Annotated in this window: 14 protein-coding genes; 6 read left to right on the top strand and 8 right to left on the bottom strand. The window is 71.9% G+C overall.

Translation table 11 applies throughout. The features are described from left to right. From ACFVST_RS23905 to ACFVST_RS23885, 5 genes are all read right to left on the bottom strand, one after another. A partial coding sequence (locus tag ACFVST_RS23905; RefSeq protein WP_390155494.1) for a leucine zipper domain-containing protein occupies positions 1-690 on the bottom strand: 690 nt, incomplete at its 3' end. 101 nt (positions 691-791) lie between these two features. Then, positions 792-1,553 (bottom strand): hypothetical protein, encoded by a 762-nt coding sequence (locus ACFVST_RS23900; RefSeq protein ID WP_390155492.1) that lies wholly within the window; start codon positions 1,551-1,553, stop codon positions 792-794. Between the two features lie 67 nt (positions 1,554-1,620). Beyond that, on the bottom strand, positions 1,621-2,430 hold the full coding sequence (locus ACFVST_RS23895) for an ABC transporter permease (protein WP_390155504.1): 810 nt from the start codon (positions 2,428-2,430) through the stop codon (positions 1,621-1,623). A 65-nt stretch (positions 2,431-2,495) separates the two neighbouring features. Further along, positions 2,496-3,512, bottom strand: a complete 1,017-nt coding sequence (locus tag ACFVST_RS23890) for an ABC transporter ATP-binding protein (protein ID WP_390155490.1) — start codon at positions 3,510-3,512, stop codon at positions 2,496-2,498. A 119-nt stretch (positions 3,513-3,631) separates the two neighbouring features. Further along, on the bottom strand, positions 3,632-4,867 hold the full coding sequence (locus ACFVST_RS23885) for an NYN domain-containing protein (protein WP_390155488.1): 1,236 nt from the start codon (positions 4,865-4,867) through the stop codon (positions 3,632-3,634). A 294-nt stretch (positions 4,868-5,161) separates the two neighbouring features. Between ACFVST_RS23885 and ACFVST_RS23880 the strand changes: the two genes are divergently transcribed. Further along, positions 5,162-5,335 carry a hypothetical protein gene (locus tag ACFVST_RS23880; RefSeq protein ID WP_390155487.1) on the top strand — a complete coding sequence of 58 codons (174 nt, stop codon included), beginning with the start codon at positions 5,162-5,164 and terminating at the stop codon, positions 5,333-5,335. Between the two features lie 96 nt (positions 5,336-5,431). On the opposite strand, the gene dnaE is transcribed toward ACFVST_RS23880, so the two are convergent. Further along, positions 5,432-8,986 carry a DNA polymerase III subunit alpha gene (dnaE, locus tag ACFVST_RS23875; RefSeq protein WP_390155502.1) on the bottom strand — a complete coding sequence of 1,185 codons (3,555 nt, stop codon included), beginning with the start codon at positions 8,984-8,986 and terminating at the stop codon, positions 5,432-5,434. Positions 8,987-9,199: 213 nt separating this feature from the next. Here dnaE and ACFVST_RS23870 point away from each other — a divergent pair, with 213 nt between their 5' ends. From ACFVST_RS23870 to ACFVST_RS23855, 4 genes are all read left to right on the top strand, one after another. After that, complete coding sequence (locus tag ACFVST_RS23870) at positions 9,200-10,519, top strand: DUF2252 domain-containing protein (RefSeq protein ID WP_390155485.1); 1,320 nt, start codon at positions 9,200-9,202, stop codon at positions 10,517-10,519. 163 nt (positions 10,520-10,682) lie between these two features. After that, the gene (locus ACFVST_RS23865; protein WP_390155483.1) at positions 10,683-11,378 is read left to right on the top strand and encodes a hypothetical protein; all 696 of its coding nucleotides are present in this window, start codon (positions 10,683-10,685) and stop codon (positions 11,376-11,378) included. A 103-nt stretch (positions 11,379-11,481) separates the two neighbouring features. Then, positions 11,482-12,297, top strand: a complete 816-nt coding sequence (locus tag ACFVST_RS23860; protein WP_390155481.1) for a DsbA family protein — start codon at positions 11,482-11,484, stop codon at positions 12,295-12,297. A 107-nt stretch (positions 12,298-12,404) separates the two neighbouring features. After that, entirely contained in the window at positions 12,405-14,126 is a 1,722-nt protein-coding gene (locus ACFVST_RS23855; protein WP_390155479.1) for an alkaline phosphatase D family protein, read from the top strand. A gap of 19 nt (positions 14,127-14,145) precedes the next feature. Here the strand turns inward: ACFVST_RS23855 and ACFVST_RS23850 are convergent, their stop codons facing one another. Then, on the bottom strand, positions 14,146-14,718 hold the full coding sequence (locus ACFVST_RS23850) for a dienelactone hydrolase family protein (RefSeq protein ID WP_390155501.1): 573 nt from the start codon (positions 14,716-14,718) through the stop codon (positions 14,146-14,148). A 119-nt stretch (positions 14,719-14,837) separates the two neighbouring features. Here ACFVST_RS23850 and ACFVST_RS23845 point away from each other — a divergent pair, with 119 nt between their 5' ends. Beyond that, positions 14,838-15,941 (top strand): mechanosensitive ion channel family protein, encoded by a 1,104-nt coding sequence (locus ACFVST_RS23845; protein WP_390155477.1) that lies wholly within the window; start codon positions 14,838-14,840, stop codon positions 15,939-15,941. 31 nt (positions 15,942-15,972) lie between these two features. Here ACFVST_RS23845 and ACFVST_RS23840 read toward each other — a convergent pair whose 3' ends face one another. Continuing rightward, positions 15,973-17,559, bottom strand: a complete 1,587-nt coding sequence (locus tag ACFVST_RS23840) for a Na+/H+ antiporter (RefSeq protein WP_390155475.1) — start codon at positions 17,557-17,559, stop codon at positions 15,973-15,975. Between the last annotated feature and the right edge of the window lie 73 nt (positions 17,560-17,632).

The following is a 17,632-nucleotide window of genomic DNA, read 5'->3' as shown; positions in this document are numbered from 1 at the left end:
CAGGACGCGTTCGACGGTGATGCCGTGGGTCTGGAAGAAGGTGTTCGCGCGTTGCCAGAAGGCGATGGCGGTGTGTTGGCGTTCGTCGGTGAGGACCTCGCTGTAGGCGAGGCGGGAGTGGTCGTCGACGGCGGAGTGGATGTAGCTGTAGCCGATGACCGGGTGGCAGCTCTTGCGTTCGTCGGTGGTGGCCTGCCGGTTGCTGTCGCCGGTGGTTCTGCCGACCTTGCGCCAGCCCCCGCCGTCGGGGATGTTGCCGAGCTTTTTGATGTCGACGTGGACCAGTTCTCCCGGCCGGGCGCGTTCATAGCGGCGGATCGGCTCGCCCGTCGGCCGGTCGAGCCAGGTCAGACGGTTCAGGCCGTGCCGGACCAGGACGCGGTGCACGGTCGAGGCCGGCAGGCCCAGGATCGGGCCGATGCGTGCCGGGCCGAGCTTGCGGGCCTGGCGGAGTTCGCAGACGCGGGCCTCGACCGCGGGAGCCGTACGGCGCGGTGTGGTGTGCGCCCGGCTGGAGCGGTCCCGTAGGCCCGCATCGCCCTCCGTCCGCCACCGGCGCATCCACTTGTGAGCTGTGGCCCGCGAGATCCCCATTTCGGCGGCCACGTGAGCAACTGGACGGCCGGAACAGACACGTTCGACCAGCAGCCGTCTCCCGAAGACGGTCAGCCGGGCATTACGGTGAGACACGAAGACCTCCGTGCGGTGCAGTCCTAGACAGCTCCACCACACCGGAGGTCTTCGCCATGATCAAGCCCGACAGGTGTCAACAACGCTCGTGATCAATACACCTAGGCGGCGTCTCCCCGGTCCCCGGGAGGCTCCGGGTGGTCCTTGGTGAGGTTGACCCGCGGGGCCCGTGCCGGGTCGGCAGGGCCGCCGTGCTGCGGGAACTGGCCGCCGCCGCCCGCCGGTCGGGGGTGGTACGGGAAGGGGTCGGGCTCCGGGTCGCGGGGACCCCAGAGGGCGGTGAGGCCCAGATGCCCGACCATCGCGGCGATCGGCCAGGCCAGCAGCGCACCGTACGCCTTCAGCTCCAGCGGGGCCTCGAAGGTGACCCCGGGGCCGACCTGCCGGGCGTGCGCGGCGACATTCTGCGTCGGGCCGAGCCACTCCCCCGTCTTCCAGGCGAGCACCGAACCCAGCAGCCCGCCCACCGCGAGCCCCACCACCAGCGGGATGCCGCCGAGCCGCCGCACCAGGAACACCACCGCCGCGGACAGCAGCCCGAAGCCGAGGCCGAGCAGCGCGAAGGTGCCGTCCACCCCGATGGCCTGCTCCCCCTCGCTGTCCTTGAGGTAGACGGCCTGCCGGTCGGCGACGAGCGGGATACGCGGCGCCAGCCACAGCCAGAGCAGCCCCAGCAGCGCCCCGGCCACCGCCGCCGCCACCGCGAGCACGACGGCCTGCCGCACTTCGCTCTTCATCCCGGGCCCGTCCTCCTGGTACGGCGACTGGTACGGCGTGAACCGCACGGCGCCGCCGGGGGCCGGGGTCTGCACGGTGCCGTGCGCGGGCTGATGATGCGGCGGTGGATTCAGCGGTGCGGTCACCCCCACATCGTGCCAGGCCCGCCCCGCCCCCGCGCCACCGGACGCCGCCCCCGGGTGCGGCCCCGACTCAGCGGACGGCGGCACGCCGGTACGCCCAGGTGGCCACGGCCAGCGAGACCAGGCCGACGGCGGCGCACACCGCGAGGTCCAGTCCGACGGCCGCCCAGTCGGGTGCCGAGCCGAAGGTGCGGGCGAAGGCCTCCACCCCGTAGGTGGACGGCAGCAGATCGCGGGCGTAGCGGACGGCCTCGGGGAGGCGGTCGGCGGGGAGCACACCGAGGAGCAGGGCCGCGGACATCCCCAACTGGCCGAGGAGGGTGGCCAGTTCGGGCCGGGGCGCGAGCAGGCCGAGGGCGGCGCCCAGTCCGGAGAGCGCGGCCCCGGCGAGCGGGATGACGGCGGCCAGCACCCACAGATGGGCCAGCGGCAGTTGGAAGAGGACACAGCCCACGACGGCGGTGACCAGGGTGCCGGGCACCGTGAAGGAGGCGTACGCGGCGGCGGCGCCCAGCACCACGGCGGCGGGCGGCACCGGCAGGGTGGCGTAGTGGTCGAGCCCGCCGTCGGCCCGCAGCCGCCCGAAGTACTGGGCGAGCAGATTGAGCGCGACGAAGGCGACGACCAGCACGGCGGACCCGGCGACCACCGCCCGTGCCTCCGCCCCGCCGTCCACCACGCCCCGCATCAGGACCATGATCCCGATCGACTGGAAGGTGGCCACGAAGAGCAGCGGGATACGGGCGACCCGGGCACGCGACAACTGGGCCCGGTAGACGGCGGCGAGGGCGGGCAGCAGCCTGGCGCGCGGCGCGAGCGGGGCCGGACCTGGGGCGGGGCGCGGGTCTGCCCCGATGACCTGCGCGGGTACCGCACTCACCGTGTGCTGCTCCTCCTGCTCGCCGGCGGGGACCGCCCCCGGGACACCGGCGGTGACGGGCCGGCTCATGCTTTCACCAGTCCCCCGGCGCCGTGTCCGGAGCCGCCGAGCGCCAGATAGACGTCTTCCAGGCTGGGGGTGGCCAGGGTGAAGTCGTCCAGGGCGGCGAAGGCGGCGCCGCCGGTGACGGCGGCGACCGCGGCGCGTGCCTCGTCCGGTGCGAGCCGCAGCACCCAGCGGCGTCCCGACTCGGTCGCGGACGGGCGCAGCGCGGCGACCTCCGGGACGTCGAGCGGCGCCCGCTCCCGCCAGACCAGGTCCACCCGCACCTCGCCGGCCACCCGCTCCTTGAGCCCGCCGGGGGTGTCGCAGGCGATGACGCGGCCCCGGTCCAGTACGGCGACCCGGTCGAGGACGGTCTCCGCCTCGATGACGTTGTGGGTGACGAGGAGGACGGTGGTGCCGCGTTCGGCGCGGCGGCGGTCGACGGCGGCCCAGACGGCGCGGCGGGCGACGGGGTCCATCCCGGTGGTGGGTTCGTCGAGGACGAGCAGCGGGCGCTCGCCGACCAGGGCGGCGGCGAAGCAGGCGAGGCGGCGCTGCCCGCCGGAGAGCTGCTTCAGCGGACGTCCGGCGAGCGGAGTGAGGTCCAACTCGTCCAGGACGGCGTCGCGTTCGGTGCGGGCGGCCCGGGTGCCGAGACCGCGCAGCCGGCCGGTGGTCTCGGCGGCGAGGGCGACGGTCAGCTCGTCCAGCGCGGTGGACTCCTGGCCGAGGTAGGCGAGGATGCGGGCGGCCCGGTCGGGGTGGCGCACGATGTCGTGGCCGAGGATCTCCACGCTGCCGCGGTCGGGCCGCATCAGTCCGGTGAGCTGGCGTACCAGGGTGGACTTCCCGGCGCCGTTCGGGCCGAGCAGGCCGAAGATCTCGCCGTGGTGGATGTCGAGGCCGATCCCGTCCGTGGCGCGTACCTCGGGGGTGGCGGGGCGGCCGCGGCGGCGCGGGGCGGCCGGATAGGTCTTGCCCAGATCCCGCACGGCGCAGACCACGGCGGGCTCACCGGCCGGCGGGACGGGACACATCTTCACAAGGCACGAGCCTACGGGGTCGGCACCCGCACCCCGCCCCCGCCCCTGCCCGTACGGAGGACCGCGACCGTACGTTCGGGCAGCGGGGCGGCGAGGGGGGTGCCGGGGGCGGGTCAGGGGGTGGGGCTGCCGGTGACGGGGGCGTCGAGTTCGCGCCAGAAGCCGGCCCGGATCGCGTACCGGTCGTGCTCGTCGATCTGGTCGTCCTTGTGCGCGAGGAGCCCGAACCGGGCGGCGTACCGCAGGAGTTCGCCGTCGATGCGGTGCGGGATGCGGGGGTAGAGGGTGGAGATCCGGCGTACCGCGTCCTCGTCGGCGAGGCGGGCGGACCAGCGGCGGGCGAAGACCTGGCCGACCTCGAAGGGGTCGCCGCCGACGGCGGTGATGTCCTCCTCGCGGTCCGCCCAGCGCTGCTCGGCGGTGGTGAGCTGGGCGAGCGTCGGCAGTCCGGCGGCCTCGGGCGGCTCGGTGCTGCCGGGCGCCCGCTCCACCCAGCCGCCCTTCTCGGAGGACCAGCGCAGGGTGGCGGAGGCGGGCTGCGATGCGGGGTGGTGGCCGGTGGGGGCGTGCAGTGCGGCGAGGTCCTTGGGGGTGGGGACGCCCTTGGCGGGGTGGCCGCGTTCCCCGGCGGGGTGCTCCTCGGCGGCGGCCGGGGCGTGGCCGCCTTCCCGCGGGTGGGGTTCGGCGGCGCGCTCCGCGGCGGCGGCGAGGGCGGCGTCGGGCAGCGGGGCGGAGAGGATGGCGGCGATCTCGGGGCGGGGCGCGGCGGGCGGGGCGCAGACTCCGCCGAACTCCTTGGGTTCGCGAGCGCTGACGGCCTGGGTGATCCAGGCGCGGTCCAGGACCCGGCGCTCGTCGGCCTCGGCGACCAGGTCCTCGGACTGGTTGTAGTCGCCGTCGGCGGCCTGCACGGCCCACAGGTGGACGGCGACCCCGTGTTCCTTGGCGGCCATCATGCCGGGCAGCAGATCGCCGTCGCCGGTGACCAGCACGATGTCGGAACAGGCACGGTTGCGGGCGAGTTCGGTCAGCTCGGCGTGCATGGCGGCGTCCACGCCCTTCTGCGCCCACCGCCCGTCGCTGCGGGTCAGGGCACCGAGCCGGACGGTGACCCGGGGCATCACCCGCAGCCGCCGGTGCTCGGGCTGCGGTACGCGGTCAGGGGCGCCATCGAACCAGTAGATCCGCAGCAGGGGGCGCTGGGTCTCGGCTTCGGCGCGGTCCCGCAGGGCCTGGACGAGGGCAGGGTGGTCGACCTTGATCCGGGATCGGGAGGGCTCTCCGGCGAGGAGGCTCGCCGCCGCCCCCAGCAGATAGCCGGCGTCGACCAGGACGATGCAGCGCTCCATGCGGTCCACCCTCTTTTCCCGTAGACGTCCCGGCTCCCACGGGCCGGCGCTTCGAAGGGCCACCGCGCCCGGGGGGCCGGCGGGTCCGCTTCGGGTTCCTTCGAGTCTGCCCGACCGTACGGGGGTTGACGGCCGGAACTCGATCTTCGGCGTGGCGTATCCGCTGCGGCGGACCGTGGATTGACCGGGCTCGTCCACTTACTCTCGGTGATTCTCTGAAATGCACCCTTTGCCACTGTATGTGAGTCTGACAGCGGCCCTGGCCCTTATAGATCCCCTCAAGGAGGCAGCACCATGGCCAAGAACAAGAACCGCAAACCGGCGTCGCAGAACGAGCGTTCCGCGCAGACCGAGCGGGCCGAGCAGCAGTCGGGCGCCTCGCAGACCGAGGCCCAGTCCACCACGCGGGTGCCGGGCAGCCCCTCCGACGTGGCACGGAAGCACGAGAAGCGTTTCGGCCACAACTGAACGCCGTCCAGGGGCCGTTGAGACCCCCGGAACTGCCGCGAGGGGCGCGCCCGGACCGATCGGGCGCGCCCCTCGGAGCTCAGATCGGTCTTCGGGTCAACCCGCCAGGCAGGACGGGCCGAGCAGGACCTTGAGGTCGCCGAAGAGGGCCGGGTCGGCGGTGACCCGGTGCCGGTCCAGGCGGAGGACGGTGGTCTTGCGGGCGTCCTGGAGCTTGATGCGGACCTCGCTGTTGCCCCGGTGGTGGCCCAGGATCTCGCCGAGGCGGCTGACCATGGGCGGGGTGACCTTCACCGCGGGGATGGTGATGATCACGGGGGCGTCGGTGCCGGCGTGGGACAGGTCGGGGACCTGGAGTTCCATGGCGACCAGCCGCGGCACGTCCTCCCGTTTGTCGAGCCGGCCCTTGACGAACACCACGGCGTCCTCGACCAGTTGGGTGGAGACGAGCTGGTAGGTCGCGGGGAAGAACATGCACTCGATGGAGCCCGCCAGGTCCTCGACGGTGGCGATGGCCCAGGCGTTGCCCTGCTTGGTGACCTTGCGCTGGAGGCCGGAGATGATGCCGCCGATGGTGACCACGGCGCCGTCCGAGTGCTCACCGCCGGTGAGTTGGGAGATCGCCGCGTCCGCCTTGTCGGAGAGGACGTGCTCGATGCCGAAGAGCGGATGGTCGGAGACATAGAGGCCGAGCATCTCCCGCTCCTGGGCGAGGAGATACGACTTGTCCCACTCCTCCTCGGTGAACTCGATGTCCATCCCGAAGCCGGGCTCGTCACCGTCCCCGCTGTCACCGCCCATGCCGCCGAAGAGGTCGAACTGCCCCTCGGCCTCCTTGCGTTTGACCTGCACCACGTTGTCGATCATGGGCTCGTACTGGGCGGTGAGGCCCTTGCGGGTGTGGCCCATGGTGTCGAAGGCGCCGGCCTTGATCAGGGACTCGGTGGTGCGCTTGTTGCAGGCGACGGCCTCGACCTTGTCGAGGTAGTCGGGGAAGGAGGAGAACTTCCCCTTGGACTTGCGGCTGCGGATGATCGACTCGACCACGTTGGTGCCGACGTTGCGCACCGCGGAGAGGCCGAAGAGGATCACCTCGTCGCCCTGGGCGGCGAAGTTGGCCACCGACTCGTTGACGTCGGGCGGCAGCACCCGGATGCCCATCCGGCGGCACTCGTTGAGATAGACCGCCGACTTGTCCTTGTCGTCGCGGACCGAGGTGAGCAGCGCCGACATGTACTCGGCCGGGTAGTTCGCCTTGAGGTACGCCGTCCAGTAGGTGACCAGGCCGTACGCGGAGGAGTGGGCCTTGTTGAAGGCGTAGCCGGCGAAGGGGACCAGGACGTCCCAGAGGGCCTGGATGGCCTCGTCGCTGAAGCCCTTCTTGCGGGCGCCGGCCTGGAAGAGGACGAAGTTCTTCTCCAGTTCCTCGGCCTTCTTCTTGCCCATCACCCGGCGCAGCACATCGGCCTCGCCGAGCGAGTAACCGGCCACGATCTGGGCGGCCTTCTGCACCTGCTCCTGGTAGACGATCAGGCCGTGGGTGAGGCCGAGGACCTCCTTGAGCGGCTCCTCCAGCTCCGGGTGGATCGGGGTGATCTCCTGCTGGCCGTTCTTGCGCAGGGCGTAGTTGGTGTGGGAGTTCATGCCCATGGGGCCGGGGCGGTAGAGCGCGGAGACGGCAGAGATGTCCTCGAAGTTGTCCGGCTTCATCAGCCGCAGCAGGGAGCGCATCGGGCCGCCGTCGAACTGGAAGACGCCCAAGGTGTCACCGCGGCAGAGCAGTTCGTACGTCTTGGGGTCGTCCAGCGGGATGGCCAGCAGGTCGAGATCGGTGCCCTTGTTGGAGCTGACCATCTTGACGGCGTCGTCCATGATGGTGAGGTTGCGCAGGCCGAGGAAGTCCATCTTCAGCAGGCCGAGCGACTCGCAACTCGGGTAGTCCCACTGTGTGATGGTGACGCCGTCGGTGTGCCGGACCCAGACCGGGACGTGGTCGGTGATGGTCTCGCTGGACATGATCACGCCGGCGGCGTGCACGCCCATCTGCCGCACCAGGCCCTCGACGCCCTTGGCGGTGTCGATGACCTTCTTGACGTCCGGCTCGTTCTCGTACATCCCGCGGATCTCGCCCGCCTCGGAGTACCGCGGGTGCTTGGGGTCGGTGATGCCGGAGAGGTCGATGCCCTTGCCGAGGACGTCGGCGGGCATGGCCTTGGTGAGCCGGTCCCCCATCGCGTACGGGTAACCCAGCACGCGGGCCGAGTCCTTGATGGCGTTCTTCGCCTTGATCTTGCCGTAGGTGCCGATCATGGCGACCTTGTCGGCGCCGTACTTCTCGGTGACGTAGCGGATGACCTCGACGCGCCTGCGCTCGTCGAAGTCGATGTCGACGTCGGGCATGGAGATGCGCTCCGGGTTGAGGAAGCGCTCGAAGATCAGGCCGTGCTCGATCGGGTCGAGGTCGGTGATGCCCAGGGCGTAGGAGACGATCGAGCCGGCCGCGGAGCCGCGGCCGGGGCCGACCGCGATGCCGTTGTTCTTCGCCCACATGATGAAGTCGGCGACGACGAGGAAGTACCCCGGGAACCCCATCTGGATGATGACGTCCATCTCGTACTCGACCAGCTTCTGCCGGTCCTCCGGGACGCCGCCGGGGAAGCGGCGGGCCATGCCGCGCCTGACCTCCTCCTGGAACCAGGTGACCTCGGTGAAGCCCTCCGGCACATCGAACTTGGGCATCAGGTCGCGCTTCTCGAACCAGCCGGTGGTGTCGATCTGCTCGGCGACCAGCAGGGTGTTGCGGCAGCCCTCCTGCCAGGCGTCGGAGGAGTCCACCGCGTACATCTCCTCGGTGGACTTCAGGTAGTAGCCGGTGCCGTCGAAGCGGAAGCGGTCCGGGTCGGAGAGGTTCTTGCCGGTCTGGATGCAGAGCAGCGCGTCGTGCGCGCTCGCCTCGTGCGAGTACGTGTAGTGCGAGTCGTTGGTGACCAGGGGCGGGATGCCGAGCTTCTTGCCGATCTCCAACAGGCCGTCGCGGACCCGGCGTTCGATCTCGATGCCGTGGTCCATCAGCTCCAGGAAGTACCGGCCCTTGCCGAACATGTCCTGGTAGTCGGCGGCGGCCTTGAGCGCCTCGTCGAACTGGCCGAGGCGCAGCCGCGTCTGCAACTCGCCCGACGGGCAGCCGGTGGAGGCGATCAGGCCCTGGGACCACTGGGCCAGCGACTCCTTGTCCATCCGGGGCCACTTCTGCAACCAGCCCTCGGCGTAGGCGTCGGAGGAGAGGCGGAAGAGGTTGTGCAGGCCGGTGCGGTCGGCCGCCCAGATCGTCTTGTGGGTGTAGCCGCCGGAGCCGGAGACGTCGTCCCGCTTCTGGTGCGGCTGGCCCCACTGGATCTTCCGCTTGTTCCGCCGGGACTCCGGGGCGACGTACGCCTCGATGCCGATGATGGGCGTCACCCCGGCCGTCTTCGCGGAGTGGAAGAAGTCGTAGGCGCCGTGCAGATTGCCGTGGTCGGTCATGGCGATATGGGTCATGCCCATCTCGTTGCAGGCGTCGAACATGTTCTTCAGCCGGGCCGCGCCGTCCAGCAGCGAGTACTGCGTGTGGACATGCAGGTGGGTGAAGGGGGGCTTGTCGGACGACGCCACGGCGGAGGCCTCCAGCGGGGTGCTCGGCGGGATGCGCTGACGCCCCTCCCTACCAAGGGGGGACACCGCGGAAGTCTACGACCCGGGTCCGACAGCCGGGGCGGGGCACTCGGCGGCCCGTTCGTGCGTTGGAACCACGGAACACCAGTACCAGCACGAGTCCCAGCACCCGTCCCACCGCCGCGCACCATCCGCCTCTGGAGGCACCCAGCGATGCCGGTCCCGCAGCCCAGCGCCGAGCAGCGAGGCGAGGAGATCCTCGCCGTCCTCGACACCGCATTCGGGGAGCTACTGGCAGCCGATCCGGCCGCCTGCCGGGCCCGGTTCCGGAAGATGGCCGCCTCCGCCTCCGCGTTCTACCGCGGCAGCGCCTGCCTCTTCCACCACGACCTGGAGCCCGGCGGCCCCTACCTCGACGACCGCACCGGCCGGGTCTGGATCCACGGCGATCTGCACACCGAGCGGTTCGGCACCCACCTGGACGCCCGGGGCCGGCTCGTCTTCGATGTGAACGGCTTCGACCAGGCGTACGTCGGCCCCTTCCTCTGGGACCTGAAGCGGTTCGCCGCCTCGCTGGCCCTGCTCGGGTACGCCAAGGCCCTCGCCGACGAGCAGATCACCGCCCTGGTGCACACCTACGCCGCCGCCTACCGGGAGCGCGTCCACGCCCTGGCCGCCGGCGCCAAGAGCGACGAGGTGCCGCCCTTCACCCTGGACACCGCCGAGGGCCCGCTGCTGGGCGCCCTGCGGATGGCCCGCTCCCTGACCCGCTTCGGACTGCTGGACTCGATGACGGAGATCCGGGACTACGAGCGGCGGTTCGCCCCCGGTGGCGGCGCCGTCGAGCTGGACGCGGCCACCCGGTACAAGGTGCTGGCCGCCTTCGACGGATATCTGGAGACGCTGCCCGACTCCGCCCTGGGCCGCCCCGACTCGTACCGGGTGAAGGACGTGGTGGGGCGGCGCGGGATAGGCGTCGGACCGGCCGGGCTGCCCTCGTACAACATCCTGCTGGAAGGGGGCAGCGACGCGCTGGAGAGCGATGTGGTGATCTACCTCAGACAGGCGCGGACCCCGGCCGCCGCACGGCATGTCACGGACCGCGCGATCCGCGAGTACTGGGGGCACCAGGGGCGGCGCACGGTGCTCGCGCAGCGCGCCCTCCAGGCACACGCCGACCCGTGGCTGGGCTGGACCGAGCTGGACGGCGCCGGGCAACTGGTCGCGGAGGTCTCGCCGTACGCGGTCGACCTGGACTGGTCCTATCTGGACGAGCCGGAGGAGATCGCCGCGGTCGTCGCCGACCTGGGCCGGGCCACCGCCACCATGCACGCGGTGCCGGAGGACGCCACCGGTCACTCGGAGCTGGTGCCGTTCTCCACCGAGCGCGCCATCGACGCGGCCCTCGCCGCCGACGAGGACGGCTTCGCCCCGCTGCTCTCGGACTTCGCCCACGACTACGGCGCCCGCGCCCGCCGCGACCACCGCATCTTCGTCGACCTCCTCCGCAACGGCCGCATCAAGGGGCTCTGACCCAGGCGTTCTGACCGGGGCCAGGCACGGCGACGGGCGGCGGCGACTCGATCCGGTAACGCACAGCGAACCCTTAGCCCACCCCTACCCGAGGTCGTGGCAGACTCGGACGGACACTCACCGCCCCGCCGCGCCCCGCCGCGGGGCCCGGCCGGAGAGCGACGTGCAGAGAGCTGACATCACCAGGGCGGCGCCGCGCGCGCTGCGTGCGGCGCTCTTCGCCGCGCTGGTCGTGACGCTCTCCTCCGCCTCCCACATCCTGCTCTCCCGCGCCCCGCTGCCGCCGTTCACCGTGGCAGCGACCGCCGCCGCGGTGTTCGCCGCGGCCTATGCGCTGGCCGGCCGGGAGCGGAGCTTCGGCCGGATCGCGGCGCTGCTGATCCCGCTGGAGCTGGCCGCCGACACCCTCTTCACCTCCGGTCAGCACGTCTGCTACGGCCAGGGCGGCGGCCCGGTCCGCGGCCCGCTGCGCTCCGTCGGCATCGACGTCCTGTGCGGCGGCGGCCCGCTGGGCGTACCGCTGCCGGGGATGGGCACCACCGACACCCGGATCGCCGCCCTGCTCACCCATGCCGATCCGGCGGCCGCCTGGCTGCTGCTGGCCGCGCACATCTCGGTGGGGCTGCTGGCCGCGGCCTGGCTCCGGCGCGGCGAACGCGCCCTGGGCCAGGTGCTGCGAGCCGTGGCCGGCACCACCTTCCGGCCACTGCTGCTGGCGGTCGCCGCCGTCACCGCCGGCCCCGCCCCCGCCGTGGACCGCCCGCACCCCGCACACCGGGCACGGGCCGCCCTGCCCGGCCAGTGGGTGCTGCACTCGGTAGGGCGCCGCGGGCCACCCCGCACCGTCCTGGCCGCCTGACGTACGGACCACCGCGCCCGTAGTCCGGCCGCCGACGCGGTACAGACCCCCACGACCTTCACGTGCGCCTCGTCGCGCGCGTCACCACTCGGAGCAGATCAGCATGAGCAAGAGGAACACCCAGCAGGCGAAGAACGCGGCGCGCGAGCGGCTGCGGATGGAGCGGGAGCGGCAGGCCCGGAAGGAGAAGACGAAGCGGCAGGTCCTCGTGGGCCTCTCGATCGTCGCCGTGCTGGCCGTCGCCGGCGGTGTCGGTTACGCCGTGATGCAGGCCAACAAGCCGTCCGGCTGGGACGCCGCCAAGAACGCGAAGCTGGTCAAGCCGGCGAACACCAGCGGGACCAACGGCACCACCCTCGTCGTCGGCAAGCCCGACGCCAAGAAGACCCTCACCATGTACGAGGACCTGCGCTGCCCGATCTGCTCGCAGTTCGAGCAGACCGTGGGCCCCACCGTGAAGAAGGACATCGACTCGGGCAAGTACAACGTCAAGTACGTCCTCGCCACCTTCATCGACAGCAACGGCGGTGAGGGATCCAAGAACGCGCTGAGTGCGCTGGGCGCCGCGCTGAACGTCAGCCCGGAGGCCTTCGAGGCGTACAAGACGGCGCTCTACTCGGCGAAGTGGCACCCCGAGGAGACCGACGACAAGTTCAAGGACGACTCGTATCTGATCAAGGTCGCGGACACGGTCGACGCGCTCAAGGGCAACAAGGCCTTCCAGAAGGCCGTCAACGACGGCACCTACGACCGGTGGGCGCTGGAGATGTCCAAGACCTTCGACAAGAACAAGGACGAGGTCACCGGCACCCCCTCGCTCGTCGTCGACGGCAAGAAGCTGACCGGCTCCGACGGCAAGAACACCCCGATGACGGTGCCGGACTTCCAGAAGGCCATGGACGCGGCGCTGAAGGCGTGACGCGGGGCGTCCGGGCCGTGCCGGCTCGCTGACGCGCTCCCCAAGTGCGGGCGGACATCGCGGTGTTCGCCCGCATCGTGCTCTACCGATCGGTAATCTGATGGGTCATGACCAGACGACTCGACCGATCAGAATCCGACCGGACCGGACCCGCAGGGTCCGAACCCGCCCTGGACGACGGTGACTTGGGCGAGGGCGACTCGGCGGGCCCCGGCCGGCCCCGGCGCCGGACCCTGGTGAAGGCCGCCGCGATCGGCACCGCCGCGGTGCCCCTGGCCGCGGCGGCCGCCCGCGCCACCGCCGGGCCCGCCTTCCTCCACGGTGTGGCCTCGGGCGACCCGCTGCCCGACGGCATATTGCTGTGGACCCGGGTGACGCCCGTGCCCGAGGCCGCCCCCGGCTCCGGCCGCGGCCCCGACACCGAGGTGGCCTGGGAGATAGCGGAGGACGCCGCCTTCACCAGCGTCGCGGCCAGCGGCACGGTCACCGCCCACGCCGCCGCCGACCACACCGTGAAGGCCGACGTACGCGGGCTGCGGCCGGCCACCGACTACTGGTACCGCTTCCGCGCCGGCGACACCCTCTCCCCCGCCGCCCGCACCCGCACCGCGCCCGCCGCCGACGCGAACCCCGACGGGCTGCGCTTCGGCGTGGTCTCCTGCGCCAACTGGGAGGCGGGCTACTTCTCCGCGTACCGCCATCTCGCCGCCCGCCGCGACCTGGACGCCGTACTGCACCTCGGGGACTATCTGTACGAGTTCGCCACCGGCGAGCACCCGAAGGCCAAGTACACGGTGCGCCCCCATGAGCCGGCGCACGAGATCACCACCCTCGCCGACTACCGCGTCCGGCACGCCGCCCACAAGGCCGACGCCGACGTCCGGGCGCTGCACACCGCGCACCCCGTCATCGCCATCTGGGACGACCACGAGTTCGCCGACAACGCCTGGTCGGGCGGCGCGAAGAACCACAGCCCGGACACCGAGGGCGACTGGCAGACCCGTCAAGCGGCCGCCAAGCAGGCCTACTTCGAGTGGATGCCGGTCCGGACCTCCACCGAGGGCACCGTCTACCGGCGGCTGCGCTTCGGCCGCCTCGCCGATCTTCATCTGCTGGACCTGCGCTCGTTCCGCTCCCAGCAGGCCAGGATCGGCGACGGGGCGGTGGACTCCCCGGACCGCACCATCACCGGCCGGGCCCAACTGGACTGGCTGAAGGCCGGGTTGTCCGCCTCGCAGTCCGCCTGGCGGCTGGTCGGCACCTCGGTGATGATCTCCCCGGTGGCCTTCGGCTCGGTACCCGCCAAGGTCCTGGCACCCCTCACCGAACTGCTGGGCCTGCCCTCCGGCGGCCTCGCGGTCAACGTGGACCAGTGGGACGGCTACACCCACGACCGGGCCGAACTCATCGGCCACCTGCGGGACCACGCCATCCGCGACACCGTCTTCCTCACCGGCGACATCCATATGGCCTGGGCCAACGAGGTGCCGGTGACCGCCAGTACGTATCCCAAGTCACCGTCCGCGGCCACGGAGTTCGTGGTGACCTCCGTCACCTCGGACAATGTGGACGACTTCCTGCATGTACCGGCCGGCACCGTCTCCACCGTCGCCGAGGCCGCGATCCGGGCCGCCAACCGGCATGTGAAATGGCTGGACATGGACGGCCACGGCTACGGCGTGCTCGATCTCACCGCGGCCCGCGCGCAGATGGACTACTTCCTGGTCTCGGACCGCGGCGACCCGGACGCCACCTCGTCCTGGGCCCGCTCCTACCGCACCCCCCGCGGCACCCAGCAGATGGAACGGGCCGAAGCACCGGTCGCCTAGCGGGAGTTGGGGCAGTGGGCTACCGCAGCGAGTCCAGGAAGCCGAGGGCGGTGCGCCAGGTGGACTCGGCGGCCTCCGCGTCGTAATCCGGCAGGTCCGGGTCGGTGTAGAGGTGGCCGGCGCCGGGGTAGCGGTAGACCTCGACGTCGGCGCCGGCCCGGCTCATCCGCAGGTACCAGGCGCTCAGCCAGTCGTCCGTCTCGAACGGATCGGGCTCCGCGACATGCAGTTGCACCGGCAGCCCGTCGGCGGAGGCCGAGTCGGCGATGTCCGAGGTGCCGTGGATCAGCAGCAGTCCGCGGGCCTCGGCGTCGCCCAGGGCCAGGGTCTGCGCCACCGAGGCACCGAACGAGAACCCGGCGTAGACCAGGCCGCGTTCCGAGTAGGGCGCGGCGGCGAGCACCGCGCGGCGCAGCAACTCCTCGCGGCCCAGGCCGTCCCGGAGCTCCATGCCCTCCTCGACGCTCTCACAGGTGCGGCCGTCGAAGAGGTCCGGGGTGTGCACCTCGTGGCCGGCGGCGCGCAGCCGGTCCGCGGCGGCGTGCACGGCGGGCCGCAGCCCGAACGTCGAGTGGAAGAGCATGATGTCCATCCGCACATCGTGCCAGCCGCGCGGACCGTGCCGAGCCGCGTATGGTGCCATCCGCCGTCTCCCGGTGCCCCGTCGGGGGGCGTTGCGGAAGGGGTCCCTCCGGCGGTTACGGTCGGGGGATGGAGAACGTACTACGTCCACTGATCGTCGTCGGCGGTTCGGTGCTGCTGGCTCTGCTGGTGGGCTGGGCCGTCGACCAAGTACTGCGCCGGACCGACGCCCGCCACCACGAGACCCCGCTCTGGGGCCTGCTGCGCCGCTGCCGGCTGCCGCTGGTACTGGTGATGTCCGCGGCCGGGCTGCGCGGCACCTACCGCCAGGTCCGCTGGGACGCGTTGCAGAACCACGCGACGGGCGTCGGTCAGTTGCTGACCCTGGTGCTGATCGGGGCCAGTGCCTGGCTGATCATCCGGATCGCCTCGGCGGTAGTCGAGGCCACCTACGCCCGGTACGCGGCGTCCACCCGGGACGCGGCGCGGGTGCGCCGGGTGCGGACCCAGGTCTCGCTGATGATGCGGATCGTGACCGCGGTGGTGGGTGTGCTGGCGGCCGGCGCGATGCTGCTGACCTTCCCCGATCTGCGGGCCATCGGCACCTCGATGCTGGCCTCGGCGGGCCTCATCGGCATCGTCGCGGGTGTCGCCGCCCAGTCCACCCTGGGCAACCTCTTCGCCGGCTTCCAGATCGCCTTCGGCGACATGGTGCGGATCGGCGACACGGTGGTGGTGGACGGCGAGTGGGGCGTCATCGACGAGGTGACGCTGACCTATCTCAGCGTGCGCACCTGGGACGAGCGCCGGATCACCATGCCCGTCTCGTACTTCACCAGCCAGCCGTTCGAGAACTGGTCCCGCGGCGGGGCGCAGATGACCGGCACCGTCTACTTCCACCTGGACCACCGGGCGCCGATCCCCGCCATGCGCGACAAGCTGCGCGCCATCGTGGAGGGCTGCCCCGCCTGGGACCAGCGCAACTGGGGCCTGGCCGTCACCGACACCACCCCCAGCACCCTGGAGGTACGGGCCGTGGTGACCGCGAAGGACGCCTCCGACATCTGGACGGTACGGGTCACCGTCCGGGAGCAGATGATCGACTGGCTGAGCCGCGAGCACCCGTACGCGCTGCCGCGGATCAACACCGGCCCGGCGGCCGCCGTTCCGAACGGCATCCCCAGCCACCGGCTGGTCAAGGAGGGCCGGGTGCCCCGCACCGGCCGCGGCTGACCCGCTCCGCACGGGCGTTCCGGAACCGGCGTCAGCGCAGGCTGCGGACGTCGAGTTGGCGCAGGACCCGGTCCACGATCTCCGGGTCGGAGCCGGCCTCGCTGCGGGCGGCGAGCACCTCGTGCCGGGCCGCGGACATCATCTCGGCCTGGATCTGCCGCACCCGGCGCAGCCGCTCCACCCGGGTGGCCTGCGCCTCACGGCGCTCGGTGTCGCCCAGGTCGGGGCTGATGCGCAGGGCGATCTCCTGGGCCCGATGGATCAGCAACTCGGTGAGTTCGTCGGGGAGTTCCTCGGTGCTCTCGATCTCCTTGAGCCGGTTGCGGGCGGCCCGTCCGGCCCGCCGCGCCAGCAGCCGCTCGAACTCCTTCTCCTTCTCGGTGTCGGCCCGCACCCCCAACTTCCGCACCAGCCACGGCAGGCTGAGCCCCTGCACGACGAGGGTGACCATGATCACGGCGAAGGCGAGGAAGACCAGTTCGTCACGGTGCGGGAAGGGCGCGCCGTCGTCCATGGTGAGCGGGATCGCCAGGGCGAGCGCCACCGAGGCCACCCCGCGCATCCCGGACCACCACATCACCAGGGTCTCCCGCCAGGTGCTGGGGATGTCCTCGTCGTAGTCGCGCAGGGCGTGCAGCCGGCGGGTGATCCAGGACGCGGGCAGCAGCCACAGCAGCCGTACCACGATGACGGTGACGACGACGGCGGCGGCCCAGCCGAGCATCTGCGGCCAGTGGCCCTCGGCGGTACGGACCGCGTTGTGCAGCTCCAGACCGACGAGGCCGAAGGCGAGGCCGGTGACCAGGGTGTCCACCACGTCCCAGAAGGTGCGGCCGGCGAGCCGGGCCTGCACATCGTCGGCGTCCAGGGCGTACTCGGCGAGGAACAGCGCCGTGGTGAGCACCGCCAGCACCCCGGAGCCCCTGAACTCCTCGGCCAGGACATAGGAGGCGAACGGCACCAGCAGGGTGAGGCCGATCTGCAGGGTGGCGTCGCCGAGGAGTTCCATGAGCTTCTTCGCGGCCCAGCCGAGGGCGAGTCCGACGGCCACCGCGACGACCGCGGACAGCACCAGTTCCAGGGCGGCGTGCGAGGCGGAGAAGCTGCCGCTGACGGCGGCGGCGATCGCCACGTGGTAGAGCACGATCGCGGTGACGTCGTTGAACAGGCCCTCGCCCTCCAGGATGGACACCAGGCGCCGCGGCAGGCCGAGTTGACCGGCCACGGCGGTGGCGGCCACCGGGTCGGGCGGGGCGACGAGCGCGCCGAGCGCCACCGCACCGGCCAGCGGCAGCCCGGGCACCACGGCACTGGCGACGAACGCGACGGCGGCGGTGGTGACGAAGACCAGCGCCACCGCCAGCAGGAAGATCGGCCGCCGGTTGGCCGCGAACTGCCGCCAGGAGGTGCGCTGTACGGCCGCGTACAGCAGCGGCGGCAGCAGCGCGGGCAGGATCAGCGCGGGCGGGATGTTGACGTTCGGCACCGCGGGGATCAGCGCCAGCACGATGCCGACGATGGTCATCAGCACGGGCGCGGGCAGCCGGATCCGGTCGGCGACCGGCACGCTGATCACCGCCCCGAGCAGCATCACGAACAGCAGGGCCAACTGGTCCACGGGGCGCGCTCCGAGGGGATGTTTCGGGGAATCCGGACCCCCAGCCTCCCATGCCGCCCCCGGGCCAACGGGA

This window comes from Streptomyces sp. NPDC058045 (assembly GCF_042885635.1).
GTDB lineage: Bacteria > Actinomycetota > Actinomycetes > Streptomycetales > Streptomycetaceae > Streptomyces.
Note: the sequence above shows the minus strand (reverse complement) of the source record. Positions and strands in the feature narration are given on the sequence as shown.